The 16,706-nt window shown below is 47.9% G+C and carries 6 protein-coding genes, 1 tRNA gene and 5 rRNA genes; all 12 read left to right on the forward strand.

The genetic code is table 11. The features are described from left to right. Positions 1-113 precede the first annotated feature (113 nt). The 12 genes from pspG to BSZ04_RS09885 all read left to right on the forward strand — a co-directional run bounded on the left by pspG (position 114) and on the right by BSZ04_RS09885 (position 16,646). The gene (gene pspG, locus BSZ04_RS09825; RefSeq protein WP_010443877.1) at positions 114-329 is read left to right on the forward strand and encodes an envelope stress response protein PspG; all 216 of its coding nucleotides are present in this window, start codon (positions 114-116) and stop codon (positions 327-329) included. A 99-nt stretch (positions 330-428) separates the two neighbouring features. Further along, on the forward strand, positions 429-1,097 hold the full coding sequence (locus BSZ04_RS09830) for a TIGR04219 family outer membrane beta-barrel protein (protein ID WP_088880307.1): 669 nt from the start codon (positions 429-431) through the stop codon (positions 1,095-1,097). Between the two features lie 150 nt (positions 1,098-1,247). Further along, entirely contained in the window at positions 1,248-1,478 is a 231-nt protein-coding gene (locus BSZ04_RS09835) for a hypothetical protein (protein WP_010443872.1), read from the forward strand. 116 nt (positions 1,479-1,594) lie between these two features. Further along, positions 1,595-3,451, forward strand: a complete 1,857-nt coding sequence (locus tag BSZ04_RS09840; RefSeq protein WP_088880308.1) for an assimilatory sulfite reductase (NADPH) flavoprotein subunit — start codon at positions 1,595-1,597, stop codon at positions 3,449-3,451. After that, entirely contained in the window at positions 3,451-5,187 is a 1,737-nt protein-coding gene (cysI, locus tag BSZ04_RS09845) for an assimilatory sulfite reductase (NADPH) hemoprotein subunit (protein WP_088880309.1), read from the forward strand. The genes BSZ04_RS09840 and cysI overlap by 1 nt, the downstream gene beginning before the upstream one ends. Then, positions 5,180-5,959, forward strand: coding sequence for a phosphoadenylyl-sulfate reductase (locus tag BSZ04_RS09850; RefSeq protein WP_088880310.1), 780 nt, complete (start codon positions 5,180-5,182; stop codon positions 5,957-5,959). Before cysI ends, BSZ04_RS09850 begins: the two co-directional genes overlap by 8 nt. Before the next feature lie 575 nt (positions 5,960-6,534). Next, positions 6,535-8,087 (forward strand): 16S ribosomal RNA (locus BSZ04_RS09860). Positions 8,088-8,364: 277 nt separating this feature from the next. Further along, positions 8,365-11,254: ribosomal RNA gene (locus tag BSZ04_RS09865) — 23S ribosomal RNA — on the forward strand. 87 nt (positions 11,255-11,341) lie between these two features. Continuing rightward, positions 11,342-11,458: ribosomal RNA gene (gene rrf, locus BSZ04_RS09870) — 5S ribosomal RNA — on the forward strand. 315 nt (positions 11,459-11,773) lie between these two features. After that, positions 11,774-13,326, forward strand: a 16S ribosomal RNA gene (locus BSZ04_RS09875). Between the two features lie 89 nt (positions 13,327-13,415). After that, positions 13,416-13,491: transfer RNA gene (locus tag BSZ04_RS09880), tRNA-Glu, on the forward strand. Between the two features lie 265 nt (positions 13,492-13,756). Then, positions 13,757-16,646: ribosomal RNA gene (locus BSZ04_RS09885) — 23S ribosomal RNA — on the forward strand. The 16S, 23S and 5S rRNA genes sit together here with 1 tRNA gene alongside, the layout of an rRNA operon. Positions 16,647-16,706: the final 60 nt, after the last annotated feature.

Raw genomic sequence — 16,706 nt, forward strand, 5'->3', positions numbered from 1 at the left:
AGTGTAGAAATGCCTCTGGCTTTATTTTTGTCTATAGATCATTGGCTTAGTTCGTTTTTCATAAGTTGGTACAGAACCTGCTCTAGTTAAACTAAAACAAAGGAGAAGTGATTATGTTGGAACTCATCTTTATTTTAGTTTTCACGGCAACTTTGCTGGTAACAGGGATTACCATGGTCACAGTATTTGCCGCGACGGGAATTGCTCTAGTGGTGATGTTCTTGCTGGGTATGGTCGGCGTAGTACTGAAGTTATTACCGTGGTTAATTGTTATTGCGTTAGGTATTTGGTTTTTTAAAAATTGCGTTGCCCAACCTCGTTATAAGTAAGTTGTTATGGATATTTAGTTGATGGGGGGCTGCGAGAATATGATACTATTCCGGCACGCCCCTTAATGTTGAAATCAGCTATCTCGGAGTAAAAATTACATGACATATAAAGCGACCATCGCTTTAGCGACAGTATCCCTATCGCTGGCAGCGTCTTACCCTTGTTTTGCAGAAGAGTCTTCTTTTACTGCTAAGGTAGGAGCAGAAGTCTGGGCGGCAGATACTAAAGTTAATGAGGTTAGAAGAGATAGCAGTACAACCGGTACTTTTTACGCAGCGATTGAGCATGATGTAAAATATGTACCAAACGCGCGCCTTCGTTACTCAAGCGTTGATGCGGATTATATGGGCTTCGACAAGCTAGACCTTACGCTTTACTACCAAGTTCTTGAACATGATTTGCTTCATTTTGATGCAGGTCTTACCTTTAGTAATTTGAGTGACACGAAATACGTGGATGCAGGCGTTAATGCTCGTACTGAAGATTTTGATGAGCTGATTTGGGCTTGGTATGGCTATGCGGAAATAACGGTACCAAATACTAATTTTGATGTAATTGGTGAAATGAACTTTGGTGATAACAAAGGCATTAAAAGCACTGATCTGATGGCTGGTATGCAATACCGAATTCCTTTCCAAGAGTCTCAACTGGCTTTTCGTGGGGGGTACCGTGTGATTGATTTAGAGTCGGAACAATTCTTATCGAGCTTAGGCAAAGAGTTCATCTTTGCAAACGGGTTCTTTGTATCTGCAGAATACTCCTTCTAACTCGATACTACTCAATTCTTTAAAACGTCGCTTTATAAGCGGCGTTTTTTTATATCACTTCATTATATTAAATCGAATTTCTCGCCCAAGTTTCAGACTTCGACCATGCTTATCTAAGAGCAATGTATAAAAGTTGGAGCAGGGATTGCGATGACAATAAATGAATTACGACATCTATTTCGTGACAACCAGCTGGTAGAAGCCATTATCGAACCTTCAATTCAAGAAGGCGGATGGGTTGTTGAGTTTCGCCATGCGCGTGGAGGTTTCGTTTGTCTCACGGACAGTCATGGAGAAGAATGCCTCTACGATGATCTCGATACGGCTTCAAAGTCAGCCATGGCTGTCGGCTTTCAGCAAGTTCGAATTGAAGATCGTTGAATCTTGGTTTCGCTTTCATACTTCCAAAAAGTTATAAAACATTCACTTCTATTCTTTCTTGTTATTAGGGAGGTTGGTTAATCTATCGTCACGCAATGAATAGGGATGTCGTGACAATGTCTTTTCAAAAGAATGTATCGGAAGAAAATAAAGGGCAGAGTGGTAACCCGCCAATCGCAAGCCCGATCAATGACCAACAATTTAACGCACTCCAGCAAACTGTCTCTGAGTTGTCTTCACAACAACTCGCATGGGTCAGTGGGTACTTCTGGGGGCTAGCTCAAAACCAACCAAGCGCAGCGGCTGCAAACCCAATTGCGCAAGCGGCAGCAGCGGTGGCGGCAAAACCAGCAGGAAAGCTAAGCATCATTTTTGCTTCTCAAACCGGCAATGCAAAAGGCGTTGCTGAGTCTCTAGAGCAAGAAGCTAAAGCTGAAGGCATTGCTGTTGAGTTGTTTGACGCCAGCGATTACAAAGGCAAGAACCTTGCTAAAGAAACCCATGTTATCATCGTAGCGTCGACCAATGGTGAAGGTGAAGCGCCTGACAATGCCATTGAACTGCATGAGTTCCTTCAATCTAAGAAAGCCCCGAAGTTACCAAATCTGCAATACGCCGTAATTGCATTGGGCGACTCTAGTTACGAGTTTTTCTGCCAAACGGGTAAAGACTTTGATACTTACTTATCTAAGCTCGGCGCAACTGCCTTCATCGACCGTGTTGATTGTGATGTGGATTATGAAGCACCGGCTGCAGAATGGCGTAAGCAAGCGCTTGAACAAGTAAAAGAAGCCCTTTCTTCAGGTAATGAAGCAGAAGTGGTTCAACTACCCGTCGGTCAAGCCGCTCCAGGGCATTCTGCTTACAACAAGCAAAATCCATATACAGCCACACTACTGACCAGCCAGAAAATTACGGGGCGTGATTCAGGTAAAGACGTTCGTCACGTAGAGATTGATTTAGAAGAGTCGGGCCTGACTTACCAACCGGGTGATGCCCTAGGCGTGTGGTTCGATAATAGCTCTGAACTTGCTAATGCCATTTTAGGGAAAGTCGGTCTTTCTGGTGTCGAAAGTGTTGAAGTCGATGGCGAAAGCCTTTCTATTCACAGTGCATTGGTTAGCAAGTACGAAATCACCGCATCAAACCCTCAGTTTGTCACTAAATTCGCTGAGTTATCTGGTAGTAAGAAACTACAAAAGCTAGCGGAAGATAAAGACAAGCTTCGTGAGTACGCTGCAAATACGCAAGTTGTAGATGTACTTGCAGAGAAGAAGACCAAGCTAAGTGCAGAAGAATTGGTTGGTTTGCTTCGTCGATTGACGCCTCGTCTATATTCTATCGCTTCGAGTCAAACGGAAGTGGATGAAGAAGTTCACCTAACAGTAGGCTTGGTTGAATACAACAAAGGTGATGAAAAGCGCTATGGCGGAGCATCAAGTTTCCTCTCTCAACGTCTAGAAGAAGGCGGCGAAGTGAAAGTGTTTGTTGAGCACAACAATAACTTCAAACTGCCACAAGATGACAACACACCAATCATCATGGTTGGTCCTGGTACTGGTATTGCGCCTTTCCGTAGCTTTATTCAAGAGCGTGATAACCGTGACGCGGAAGGTAAGAACTGGTTGTTCTTTGGTGACCGTACCTTTACTCAAGATTTCCTTTACCAAGTGGAATGGCAGAAGTACCTCAAGTCAGGTTTGCTGACTCGCCTTGATGTCGCGTTTAGCCGTGACCAAGCAGAGAAGGTTTATGTTCAACATCGCATCTTAGAAAACGCTGAACAAGTTTGGCAGTGGATTCAAGATGGTGCATACATCTATGTATGTGGTGATGCCACTCGGATGGCAAAAGATGTTCACGATGCGTTGGTATTTGTAGCTGAGCAACAAGGCAAGCTTTCTCGCGAAGAAGCAGAGGCATATATCAACGATCTACGTAAATCGAAACGTTACCAAAGGGATGTGTACTAATGAGCGCGAATCAACAATCAAACAGCCAAGAAGTATTAGGTGAGGTGCTTGGTCCACTCTCGGATAACGAGCGCCTTAAAAGAGAAAGTAATTTACTGCGTGGAACGATTGAACAAGATCTACAAGATCGTATTACTGGTGGCTTTACTGCAGACAACTTCCAATTGATTCGTTTCCACGGAATGTACCAGCAAGATGACCGTGATATCCGTAACGAGCGTGCTAAACAAAAGTTGGAGCCGCTGCACAATGTCATGCTTCGTGCGCGTATGCCGGGTGGCATCATCACACCAAAGCAATGGCTAGCGATCGACAAGTTTGCAACCGAGCACTCTCTATATGGAAGTATTCGTCTTACTACTCGTCAAACGTTCCAGTTCCATGGCGTGCTAAAGCCAAATATCAAGTTGATGCACCAAACGCTAAACAGCATTGGTATTGATTCGATTGCAACTGCGGGTGATGTTAACCGTAACGTGTTGTGTACCACTAACCCTGTCGAGTCAGAACTGCACCAAGAAGCTTACGAATGGGCGAAGAAGATCAGTGAGCATCTATTACCGAAGACACGTGCTTATGCAGAGATTTGGTTAGACGGTGAAAAAGTAGAAAGTACTGAAGAAGACGAACCGATTCTAGGTAAGAACTATTTGCCACGTAAGTTTAAAACCACTGTGGTTATCCCTCCGCAAAATGACGTAGACGTACACGCTAACGATCTTAACTTCGTCGCGATTGCAGATAACGGCAAGCTGGTTGGTTTTAACGTACTCGTTGGTGGCGGCCTAGCCATGACGCATGGCGACACATCAACTTATCCACGCAGAGCAGATGACTTTGGCTTTATCCCATTAGAGAAAACTCTTGATGTTGCTGCTGCTGTAGTAACAACTCAACGTGATTGGGGTAATCGTTCTAACCGTAAGAATGCAAAAACCAAATACACATTAGATCGTGTCGGTAGTGATGTGTTTAAAGCGGAAGTAGAAAAACGTGCCGGTGTTAAGTTTGAGCAAAGCCGTCCTTACGAATTCACAGAACGTGGTGACCGTATCGGTTGGGTTGAAGGGATAGATGGTAAGCATCATTTAGCGCTATTTATCGAAAACGGTCGTTTGTTGGATTTCCCGGGTAAGCCACTTAAGAAAGGGGTCGCTGAAATTGCCAAAATCCACAAAGGCGATTTCCGCATGACGGCAAACCAAAACCTGATTGTTGCTGGTGTACCAAAAAACCAAAAAGCGAAGATCGAGAAGATTGCTCGTGAGCATGGCTTAATGGATGACGGCGTAAGTGAACAACGTAAGAACTCGATGGCGTGTGTGGCATTCCCAACTTGTCCATTAGCAATGGCAGAAGCCGAGCGCTTCCTTCCTCAGTTTGTTAACGATGTTGAAGACATTTTAGAAAAGCATGGTCTACCTGAAGAAGACAACATCATTCTTCGTGTCACAGGGTGTCCAAATGGTTGTGGACGAGCAATGCTGGCAGAAATCGGCTTAGTCGGTAAAGCGCCGGGTCGTTACAACTTACACCTAGGTGGTAATCGCGGCGGTACAAGAGTACCGAAGATGTATAAAGAGAACATTACGGATAAGCAAATCTTAGAAGAGATTGATCAGCTGGTGGCTCGTTGGGCTGTTGAGCGTGAAGAAGGCGAAGCATTTGGCGATTTCACTATTCGAGCTGGAATTATTCAAGAAGTGTTCGTATCAAAGAGGGACTTCCATGCTTGATTCTGTAGCCTCCAAGCCGGAGCTAGCAGAGTTACTGACATTAACAAAGACGGAGCAAATCCTCCGTCTTGCTCAAATCAATGTCGAGCTCGAACAGCTTTCGGCGCAAGATAGAGTAAAGTGGGCATTGGAGAATTTGGAAGGGGAGTTCGCAGTCTCATCCAGTTTCGGTATCCAAGCTGCAGTGATGCTTCATCTTGTGACACAACAAAAGCCGGATATTCCGATCATCCTAACGGATACCGGATATCTATTCGCAGAGACCTATCATTTTATTGATCAGTTAAAGGCGCAACTAAACCTCAACCTTAAAGTATACCGAGCGATAGAAAGTGCCCATTGGCAGGAAGCGCGTTATGGGAAACTTTGGAAACAAGGTATCGAGGGAATCGAGAAGTACAACAAGATAAACAAGGTCGAACCGATGCGACGTGCTCTGCGTGAGCAAAACGTTGGTACTTGGTTTTCTGGATTACGCCGAGAGCAAAGTAAATCTCGAGCAGGTCTGCCTATCTTATCGATTCAAAATGGTGTGTTTAAGTTCTTGCCCGTGATCGACTGGACAAATAAAGATGTGCACTATTATCTAGAAGAACACGGTTTAAGTTATCACCCTCTTTGGGAGCAAGGTTACCTCTCGGTAGGTGATACCCATACGACTAAAAAGTGGGAGCCGGGCATGTCTGAAGAGGAAACCCGTTTCTTTGGCTTAAAACGTGAGTGTGGATTGCATGAGGATGATGGAACTGAACAAGACGGCTCAGGTATCTAGTGGTCAGTTGGTTAAAGTCGAGTTTGAGTTAATTAAAAGAAGCTGCTGTAAAGCAGCTTTTCTTTATTTATAAGAGTAAATATTAGGTTCAAAAGGATAACTCTGTGGATAAGTTGTTTGCCTTCTTTGGGTAAAGTTGGATAAATAAGGCTTTGATCGAAAACTCAGCGTTTAACTATTATTTTTGCAATTTTTGCAAAATAACGCTTGCCAATGTGAGCGCGATCTCTATAATGCCTCCTTGTCGACAGGGCAGAGCTCACAAGGGTTCAAAGCAAAATCGGCAAGGTCAAAAAGAAAAGCGAAATAATTTGAGAAAGTGTTTGACACAAAAAATTATCTCGCTAGAATGGCCGCCTCTTCCGAAGTGATGTGAGTCACAAAGAAGAGTAGCTCTTTAAAAATAAGAACCTATCAATCTGTGTGGGCACTCGTTGATGATAATCCAATTAGAAACTTCGGTTTCAAATTAGGTTTCAATGAAACGAAGTGACCATTGAATCGAAAGATTCAGCACAGTCAATTCAAACATTACTTATGTAATGTTCAGTATTCATTGAGCCGAACAAAATCTTAAATTGAAGAGTTTGATCATGGCTCAGATTGAACGCTGGCGGCAGGCCTAACACATGCAAGTCGAGCGGAAACGAGTTATCTGAACCTTCGGGGAACGATAACGGCGTCGAGCGGCGGACGGGTGAGTAATGCCTAGGAAATTGCCCTGATGTGGGGGATAACCATTGGAAACGATGGCTAATACCGCATAATGCCTACGGGCCAAAGAGGGGGACCTTCGGGCCTCTCGCGTCAGGATATGCCTAGGTGGGATTAGCTAGTTGGTGAGGTAATGGCTCACCAAGGCGACGATCCCTAGCTGGTCTGAGAGGATGATCAGCCACACTGGAACTGAGACACGGTCCAGACTCCTACGGGAGGCAGCAGTGGGGAATATTGCACAATGGGCGCAAGCCTGATGCAGCCATGCCGCGTGTGTGAAGAAGGCCTTCGGGTTGTAAAGCACTTTCAGTCGTGAGGAAGGTAGTGTAGTTAATAGCTGCATTATTTGACGTTAGCGACAGAAGAAGCACCGGCTAACTCCGTGCCAGCAGCCGCGGTAATACGGAGGGTGCGAGCGTTAATCGGAATTACTGGGCGTAAAGCGCATGCAGGTGGTTTGTTAAGTCAGATGTGAAAGCCCGGGGCTCAACCTCGGAATTGCATTTGAAACTGGCAGACTAGAGTACTGTAGAGGGGGGTAGAATTTCAGGTGTAGCGGTGAAATGCGTAGAGATCTGAAGGAATACCGGTGGCGAAGGCGGCCCCCTGGACAGATACTGACACTCAGATGCGAAAGCGTGGGGAGCAAACAGGATTAGATACCCTGGTAGTCCACGCCGTAAACGATGTCTACTTGGAGGTTGTGGCCTTGAGCCGTGGCTTTCGGAGCTAACGCGTTAAGTAGACCGCCTGGGGAGTACGGTCGCAAGATTAAAACTCAAATGAATTGACGGGGGCCCGCACAAGCGGTGGAGCATGTGGTTTAATTCGATGCAACGCGAAGAACCTTACCTACTCTTGACATCCAGAGAACTTTCCAGAGATGGATTGGTGCCTTCGGGAACTCTGAGACAGGTGCTGCATGGCTGTCGTCAGCTCGTGTTGTGAAATGTTGGGTTAAGTCCCGCAACGAGCGCAACCCTTATCCTTGTTTGCCAGCGAGTAATGTCGGGAACTCCAGGGAGACTGCCGGTGATAAACCGGAGGAAGGTGGGGACGACGTCAAGTCATCATGGCCCTTACGAGTAGGGCTACACACGTGCTACAATGGCGCATACAGAGGGCAGCCAACTTGCGAGAGTGAGCGAATCCCAAAAAGTGCGTCGTAGTCCGGATCGGAGTCTGCAACTCGACTCCGTGAAGTCGGAATCGCTAGTAATCGTGGATCAGAATGCCACGGTGAATACGTTCCCGGGCCTTGTACACACCGCCCGTCACACCATGGGAGTGGGCTGCAAAAGAAGTAGGTAGTTTAACCTTCGGGAGGACGCTTACCACTTTGTGGTTCATGACTGGGGTGAAGTCGTAACAAGGTAGCGCTAGGGGAACCTGGCGCTGGATCACCTCCTTATACGATGATTATTCACGATGAGTGTCCACACAGATTGATAGTTCACAAGCGAAAGCTTGTAGCTAACATAGCTCTTTAACAATTTGGAAAGCTGACAAATCAACAATTTATTGTTGATTGTAAAGTTCTCAATGTTTGTCTTTATGACAAACACCAATACAACACATTCAAGTGTTCTTGGAATTTGAGTCCGGCAAAATCGAGTCTGCATCATGTATAAAAATTGCAGACAACTTTGGTGACTTGTTCATCAACTCGAAACTCCTTCGGGTTGTATGGTTAAGTGACTAAGCGTACACGGTGGATGCCTTGGCAGTCAGAGGCGATGAAGGACGTATTAACTTGCGATAAGCCCAGATTAGGTAGTAAAAACCATTTGAGTCTGGGATTTCCGAATGGGGAAACCCACTTGCATAAGCAAGTATCCTGTTGTGAATACATAGCAACAGGAGGCGAACCGGGGGAACTGAAACATCTAAGTACCCCGAGGAAAAGAAATCAACCGAGATTCCGAAAGTAGCGGCGAGCGAAATTGGACTAGCCCTTAAGCTTTATATGCGTTAGACGAACGGTCTGGAAAGTCCGGCGATACAGGGTGATAGCCCCGTAGTTGACAACGCACATTCAGTGAAATCGAGTAGGGCGGGACACGTGATATCCTGTCTGAATATGGGGGGACCATCCTCCAAGGCTAAATACTACTGACTGACCGATAGTGAACCAGTACCGTGAGGGAAAGGCGAAAAGAACCCCTGTGAGGGGAGTGAAATAGAACCTGAAACCGTGTACGTACAAGCAGTAGGAGCACCTTCGTGGTGTGACTGCGTACCTTTTGTATAATGGGTCAGCGACTTATATTCAGTGGCAAGGTTAACCATCTAGGGGAGCCGTAGGGAAACCGAGTCTTAACTGGGCGTTCAGTCTCTGGATATAGACCCGAAACCAGGTGATCTAGCCATGGGCAGGTTGAAGGTTGAGTAACATCAACTGGAGGACCGAACCGACTAATGTTGAAAAATTAGCGGATGACTTGTGGCTAGGGGTGAAAGGCCAATCAAACCTGGAGATAGCTGGTTCTCCCCGAAAGCTATTTAGGTAGCGCCTCGGACGAATACTACTGGGGGTAGAGCACTGTTAAGGCTAGGGGGTCATCCCGACTTACCAACCCTTTGCAAACTCCGAATACCAGTAAGTACTATCCGGGAGACACACGGCGGGTGCTAACGTCCGTCGTGGAGAGGGAAACAACCCAGACCGCCAGCTAAGGTCCCAAATTATAGCTAAGTGGGAAACGATGTGGGAAGGCTTAGACAGCTAGGATGTTGGCTTAGAAGCAGCCATCATTTAAAGAAAGCGTAATAGCTCACTAGTCGAGTCGGCCTGCGCGGAAGATGTAACGGGGCTAAGCTATAAACCGAAGCTGCGGCAATGAAGTTTACTTCATTGGGTAGGGGAGCGTTCTGTAAGCCGTTGAAGGTGTGTTGTAAAGCATGCTGGAGGTATCAGAAGTGCGAATGCTGACATGAGTAACGATAAAGGGGGTGAAAAACCTCCTCGCCGGAAGACCAAGGGTTCCTGTCCAACGTTAATCGGGGCAGGGTAAGTCGACCCCTAAGGCGAGGCCGAAAGGCGTAGTCGATGGGAAACGGGTTAATATTCCCGTACTTCTTACAATTGCGATGGGGGGACGGAGAAGGCTAGGTGGGCCTGGCGACGGTTGTCCAGGTTCAAGTGCGTAGGCTGAAGAGTTAGGTAAATCCGGCTCTTCTTAAGGCTGAGACACGACGTCGAGCTACTACGGTAGTGAAGTCATTGATGCCATGCTTCCAGGAAAAGCCTCTAAGCTTCAGATTGTAAGGAATCGTACCCCAAACCGACACAGGTGGTCGGGTAGAGAATACCAAGGCGCTTGAGAGAACTCGGGTGAAGGAACTAGGCAAAATGGTACCGTAACTTCGGGAGAAGGTACGCTCTCGACGGTGAAGTCCCTTGCGGATGGAGCTATTGAGAGTCGCAGATACCAGGTGGCTGCAACTGTTTATTAAAAACACAGCACTGTGCAAAATCGTAAGATGACGTATACGGTGTGACGCCTGCCCGGTGCCGGAAGGTTAATTGATGGGGTTAGACTTCGGTCGAAGCTCTTGATCGAAGCCCCGGTAAACGGCGGCCGTAACTATAACGGTCCTAAGGTAGCGAAATTCCTTGTCGGGTAAGTTCCGACCTGCACGAATGGCGTAATGATGGCCACGCTGTCTCCACCCGAGACTCAGTGAAATTGAAATCGCTGTGAAGATGCAGTGTACCCGCGGCTAGACGGAAAGACCCCGTGAACCTTTACTACAGCTTGGCACTGAACATTGACCCTACATGTGTAGGATAGGTGGGAGGCTTTGAAACCAGCACGCCAGTGTTGGTGGAGCCGTCCTTGAAATACCACCCTTGTAGTGTTGATGTTCTAACGTCGACCCCTTATCGGGGTTACGGACAGTGCCTGGTGGGTAGTTTGACTGGGGCGGTCTCCTCCCAAAGCGTAACGGAGGAGCACGAAGGTGGGCTAATCACGGTTGGACATCGTGAGGTTAGTGCAATGGCATAAGCCCGCTTGACTGCGAGAATGACAATTCGAGCAGGTGCGAAAGCAGGTCATAGTGATCCGGTGGTTCTGAATGGAAGGGCCATCGCTCAACGGATAAAAGGTACTCCGGGGATAACAGGCTGATACCGCCCAAGAGTTCATATCGACGGCGGTGTTTGGCACCTCGATGTCGGCTCATCACATCCTGGGGCTGAAGTCGGTCCCAAGGGTATGGCTGTTCGCCATTTAAAGTGGTACGCGAGCTGGGTTTAGAACGTCGTGAGACAGTTCGGTCCCTATCTGCCGTGGGCGTTGGAAGATTGAAGGGGGCTGCTCCTAGTACGAGAGGACCGGAGTGGACGAACCTCTGGTGTTCGGGTTGTGTCGCCAGACGCATTGCCCGGTAGCTAAGTTCGGAATCGATAACCGCTGAAAGCATCTAAGCGGGAAGCGAGCCCTGAGATGAGTCTTCCCTGATACTTTAAGTATCCTAAAGGGTTGTTCGAGACTAGAACGTTGATAGGCAGGGTGTGTAAGCGTTGTGAGGCGTTGAGCTAACCTGTACTAATTGCCCGTGAGGCTTAACCATACAACACCCAAGGGGTTTTGATGGGCTCAATGTAAGAACATTGAATGTGTTAAGAACTGAAAACAGCTTTCCGAATTAAAGAATTTGCTTGGCGACCATAGCGATTTGGACCCACCTGATTTCCATTCCGAACTCAGAAGTGAAACGAATTAGCGCCGATGGTAGTGTGGGGCTTCCCCATGTGAGAGTAGGACATCGCCAGGCTTTATTTCGCACTTGCTTATTTAATAAGCAAGTCACCATAAAGTTCTAAATTATTTTAGAGTTTTATGTTGACTTTCAAAGTGGGAAGCGTATTATACGCACCTCGCTAAGACACTAACATGTTGAAAGCCAAGCTCTTTAACAATATAGACCTATCAATCTGTGTGGGCACTCGTTGATGATAATCCAATTAGAAACTTCGGTTTCAAATTAGGTTTCAATGATACGAAGTGACCATTGAGTCGAAAGACTCAGCACAGTCAATTCAAACATTACTTATGTAATGTTCAGTATTCATTGAGCCGACAAAATCTTAAATTGAAGAGTTTGATCATGGCTCAGATTGAACGCTGGCGGCAGGCCTAACACATGCAAGTCGAGCGGAAACGAGTTATCTGAACCTTCGGGGGACGATAACGGCGTCGAGCGGCGGACGGGTGAGTAATGCCTAGGAAATTGCCCTGATGTGGGGGATAACCATTGGAAACGATGGCTAATACCGCATAATGCCTACGGGCCAAAGAGGGGGACCTTCGGGCCTCTCGCGTCAGGATATGCCTAGGTGGGATTAGCTAGTTGGTGAGGTAATGGCTCACCAAGGCGACGATCCCTAGCTGGTCTGAGAGGATGATCAGCCACACTGGAACTGAGACACGGTCCAGACTCCTACGGGAGGCAGCAGTGGGGAATATTGCACAATGGGCGCAAGCCTGATGCAGCCATGCCGCGTGTGTGAAGAAGGCCTTCGGGTTGTAAAGCACTTTCAGTCGTGAGGAAGGTAGTGTAGTTAATAGCTGCATTATTTGACGTTAGCGACAGAAGAAGCACCGGCTAACTCCGTGCCAGCAGCCGCGGTAATACGGAGGGTGCGAGCGTTAATCGGAATTACTGGGCGTAAAGCGCATGCAGGTGGTTTGTTAAGTCAGATGTGAAAGCCCGGGGCTCAACCTCGGAATTGCATTTGAAACTGGCAGACTAGAGTACTGTAGAGGGGGGTAGAATTTCAGGTGTAGCGGTGAAATGCGTAGAGATCTGAAGGAATACCGGTGGCGAAGGCGGCCCCCTGGACAGATACTGACACTCAGATGCGAAAGCGTGGGGAGCAAACAGGATTAGATACCCTGGTAGTCCACGCCGTAAACGATGTCTACTTGGAGGTTGTGGCCTTGAGCCGTGGCTTTCGGAGCTAACGCGTTAAGTAGACCGCCTGGGGAGTACGGTCGCAAGATTAAAACTCAAATGAATTGACGGGGGCCCGCACAAGCGGTGGAGCATGTGGTTTAATTCGATGCAACGCGAAGAACCTTACCTACTCTTGACATCCAGAGAACTTTCCAGAGATGGATTGGTGCCTTCGGGAACTCTGAGACAGGTGCTGCATGGCTGTCGTCAGCTCGTGTTGTGAAATGTTGGGTTAAGTCCCGCAACGAGCGCAACCCTTATCCTTGTTTGCCAGCGAGTAATGTCGGGAACTCCAGGGAGACTGCCGGTGATAAACCGGAGGAAGGTGGGGACGACGTCAAGTCATCATGGCCCTTACGAGTAGGGCTACACACGTGCTACAATGGCGCATACAGAGGGCAGCCAACTTGCGAGAGTGAGCGAATCCCAAAAAGTGCGTCGTAGTCCGGATCGGAGTCTGCAACTCGACTCCGTGAAGTCGGAATCGCTAGTAATCGTGGATCAGAATGCCACGGTGAATACGTTCCCGGGCCTTGTACACACCGCCCGTCACACCATGGGAGTGGGCTGCAAAAGAAGTAGGTAGTTTAACCTTCGGGAGGACGCTTACCACTTTGTGGTTCATGACTGGGGTGAAGTCGTAACAAGGTAGCGCTAGGGGAACCTGGCGCTGGATCACCTCCTTATACGATGATTATTCACGATGAGTGTCCACACAGATTGATACGGTTTATAAGTAAAAGAGACGAAGATATCCCAATATCTTCAATCCAGTGTCCCGTTCGTCTAGAGGCCTAGGACACCGCCCTTTCACGGCGGTAACAGGGGTTCGACTCCCCTACGGGATACCATCTTTAAACATTCTCTCTTGAGAGTTTTTAAAAATGGTTACTTCATTAGAAGTGATTAGCTCTTTAACAATTTGGAAAGCTGACAAATCAACAATTTATTGTTGATTGTAAAGTTCTCAATGTTTGTCTTTATGACAAACACCAATACAACACATTCAAGTGTTCTTGGAATTTGAGTCCGGCAAAATCGAGTCTGCATCATGTATAAAAATTGCAGACAACTTTGGTGACTTGTTCATCAACTCGAAACTCCTTCGGGTTGTATGGTTAAGTGACTAAGCGTACACGGTGGATGCCTTGGCAGTCAGAGGCGATGAAGGACGTATTAACTTGCGATAAGCCCAGATTAGGTAGTAAAAACCATTTGAGTCTGGGATTTCCGAATGGGGAAACCCACTTGCATAAGCAAGTATCCTGTTGTGAATACATAGCAACAGGAGGCGAACCGGGGGAACTGAAACATCTAAGTACCCCGAGGAAAAGAAATCAACCGAGATTCCGAAAGTAGCGGCGAGCGAAATTGGACTAGCCCTTAAGCTTTATATGCGTTAGACGAACGGTCTGGAAAGTCCGGCGATACAGGGTGATAGCCCCGTAGTTGACAACGCACATTCAGTGAAATCGAGTAGGGCGGGACACGTGATATCCTGTCTGAATATGGGGGGACCATCCTCCAAGGCTAAATACTACTGACTGACCGATAGTGAACCAGTACCGTGAGGGAAAGGCGAAAAGAACCCCTGTGAGGGGAGTGAAATAGAACCTGAAACCGTGTACGTACAAGCAGTAGGAGCACCTTCGTGGTGTGACTGCGTACCTTTTGTATAATGGGTCAGCGACTTATATTCAGTGGCAAGGTTAACCATCTAGGGGAGCCGTAGGGAAACCGAGTCTTAACTGGGCGTTCAGTCTCTGGATATAGACCCGAAACCAGGTGATCTAGCCATGGGCAGGTTGAAGGTTGAGTAACATCAACTGGAGGACCGAACCGACTAATGTTGAAAAATTAGCGGATGACTTGTGGCTAGGGGTGAAAGGCCAATCAAACCTGGAGATAGCTGGTTCTCCCCGAAAGCTATTTAGGTAGCGCCTCGGACGAATACTACTGGGGGTAGAGCACTGTTAAGGCTAGGGGGTCATCCCGACTTACCAACCCTTTGCAAACTCCGAATACCAGTAAGTACTATCCGGGAGACACACGGCGGGTGCTAACGTCCGTCGTGGAGAGGGAAACAACCCAGACCGCCAGCTAAGGTCCCAAATTATAGCTAAGTGGGAAACGATGTGGGAAGGCTTAGACAGCTAGGATGTTGGCTTAGAAGCAGCCATCATTTAAAGAAAGCGTAATAGCTCACTAGTCGAGTCGGCCTGCGCGGAAGATGTAACGGGGCTAAGCTATAAACCGAAGCTGCGGCAATGAAGTTTACTTCATTGGGTAGGGGAGCGTTCTGTAAGCCGTTGAAGGTGAGTTGTAAAGCTTGCTGGAGGTATCAGAAGTGCGAATGCTGACATGAGTAACGATAAAGGGGGTGAAAAACCTCCTCGCCGGAAGACCAAGGGTTCCTGTCCAACGTTAATCGGGGCAGGGTAAGTCGACCCCTAAGGCGAGGCCGAAAGGCGTAGTCGATGGGAAACGGGTTAATATTCCCGTACTTCTTACAATTGCGATGGGGGGACGGAGAAGGCTAGGTGGGCCTGGCGACGGTTGTCCAGGTTCAAGTGCGTAGGCTTAAGAGTTAGGTAAATCCGGCTCTTTCTAAGGCTGAGACACGACGTCGAGCTACTACGGTAGTGAAGTCATTGATGCCATGCTTCCAGGAAAAGCCTCTAAGCTTCAGATTGTAAGGAATCGTACCCCAAACCGACACAGGTGGTCGGGTAGAGAATACCAAGGCGCTTGAGAGAACTCGGGTGAAGGAACTAGGCAAAATGGTACCGTAACTTCGGGAGAAGGTACGCTCTCGACGGTGAAGTCCCTTGCGGATGGAGCTATTGAGAGTCGCAGATACCAGGTGGCTGCAACTGTTTATTAAAAACACAGCACTGTGCAAAATCGTAAGATGACGTATACGGTGTGACGCCTGCCCGGTGCCGGAAGGTTAATTGATGGGGTTAGACTTCGGTCGAAGCTCTTGATCGAAGCCCCGGTAAACGGCGGCCGTAACTATAACGGTCCTAAGGTAGCGAAATTCCTTGTCGGGTAAGTTCCGACCTGCACGAATGGCGTAATGATGGCCACGCTGTCTCCACCCGAGACTCAGTGAAATTGAAATCGCTGTGAAGATGCAGTGTACCCGCGGCTAGACGGAAAGACCCCGTGAACCTTTACTACAGCTTGGCACTGAACATTGACCCTACATGTGTAGGATAGGTGGGAGGCTTTGAAACCAGCACGCCAGTGTTGGTGGAGCCGTCCTTGAAATACCACCCTTGTAGTGTTGATGTTCTAACGTCGACCCCTTATCGGGGTTACGGACAGTGCCTGGTGGGTAGTTTGACTGGGGCGGTCTCCTCCCAAAGCGTAACGGAGGAGCACGAAGGTGGGCTAATCACGGTTGGACATCGTGAGGTTAGTGCAATGGCATAAGCCCGCTTGACTGCGAGAATGACAATTCGAGCAGGTGCGAAAGCAGGTCATAGTGATCCGGTGGTTCTGAATGGAAGGGCCATCGCTCAACGGATAAAAGGTACTCCGGGGATAACAGGCTGATACCGCCCAAGAGTTCATATCGACGGCGGTGTTTGGCACCTCGATGTCGGCTCATCACATCCTGGGGCTGAAGTCGGTCCCAAGGGTATGGCTGTTCGCCATTTAAAGTGGTACGCGAGCTGGGTTTAGAACGTCGTGAGACAGTTCGGTCCCTATCTGCCGTGGGCGTTGGAAGATTGAAGGGGGCTGCTCCTAGTACGAGAGGACCGGAGTGGACGAACCTCTGGTGTTCGGGTTGTGTCGCCAGACGCATTGCCCGGTAGCTAAGTTCGGAATCGATAACCGCTGAAAGCATCTAAGCGGGAAGCGAGCCCTGAGATGAGTCTTCCCTGATACTTTAAGTATCCTAAAGGGTTGTTCGAGACTAGAACGTTGATAGGCAGGGTGTGTAAGCGTTGTGAGGCGTTGAGCTAACCTGTACTAATTGCCCGTGAGGCTTAACCATACAACACCCAAGGGGTTTTGATGGACTCAATGTAAGAACATTGAATGTGTTAAGAACTGA

Source organism: Vibrio rotiferianus (genome assembly GCF_002214395.1).
Taxonomy (GTDB): Bacteria; Pseudomonadota; Gammaproteobacteria; order Enterobacterales; family Vibrionaceae; genus Vibrio; species Vibrio rotiferianus.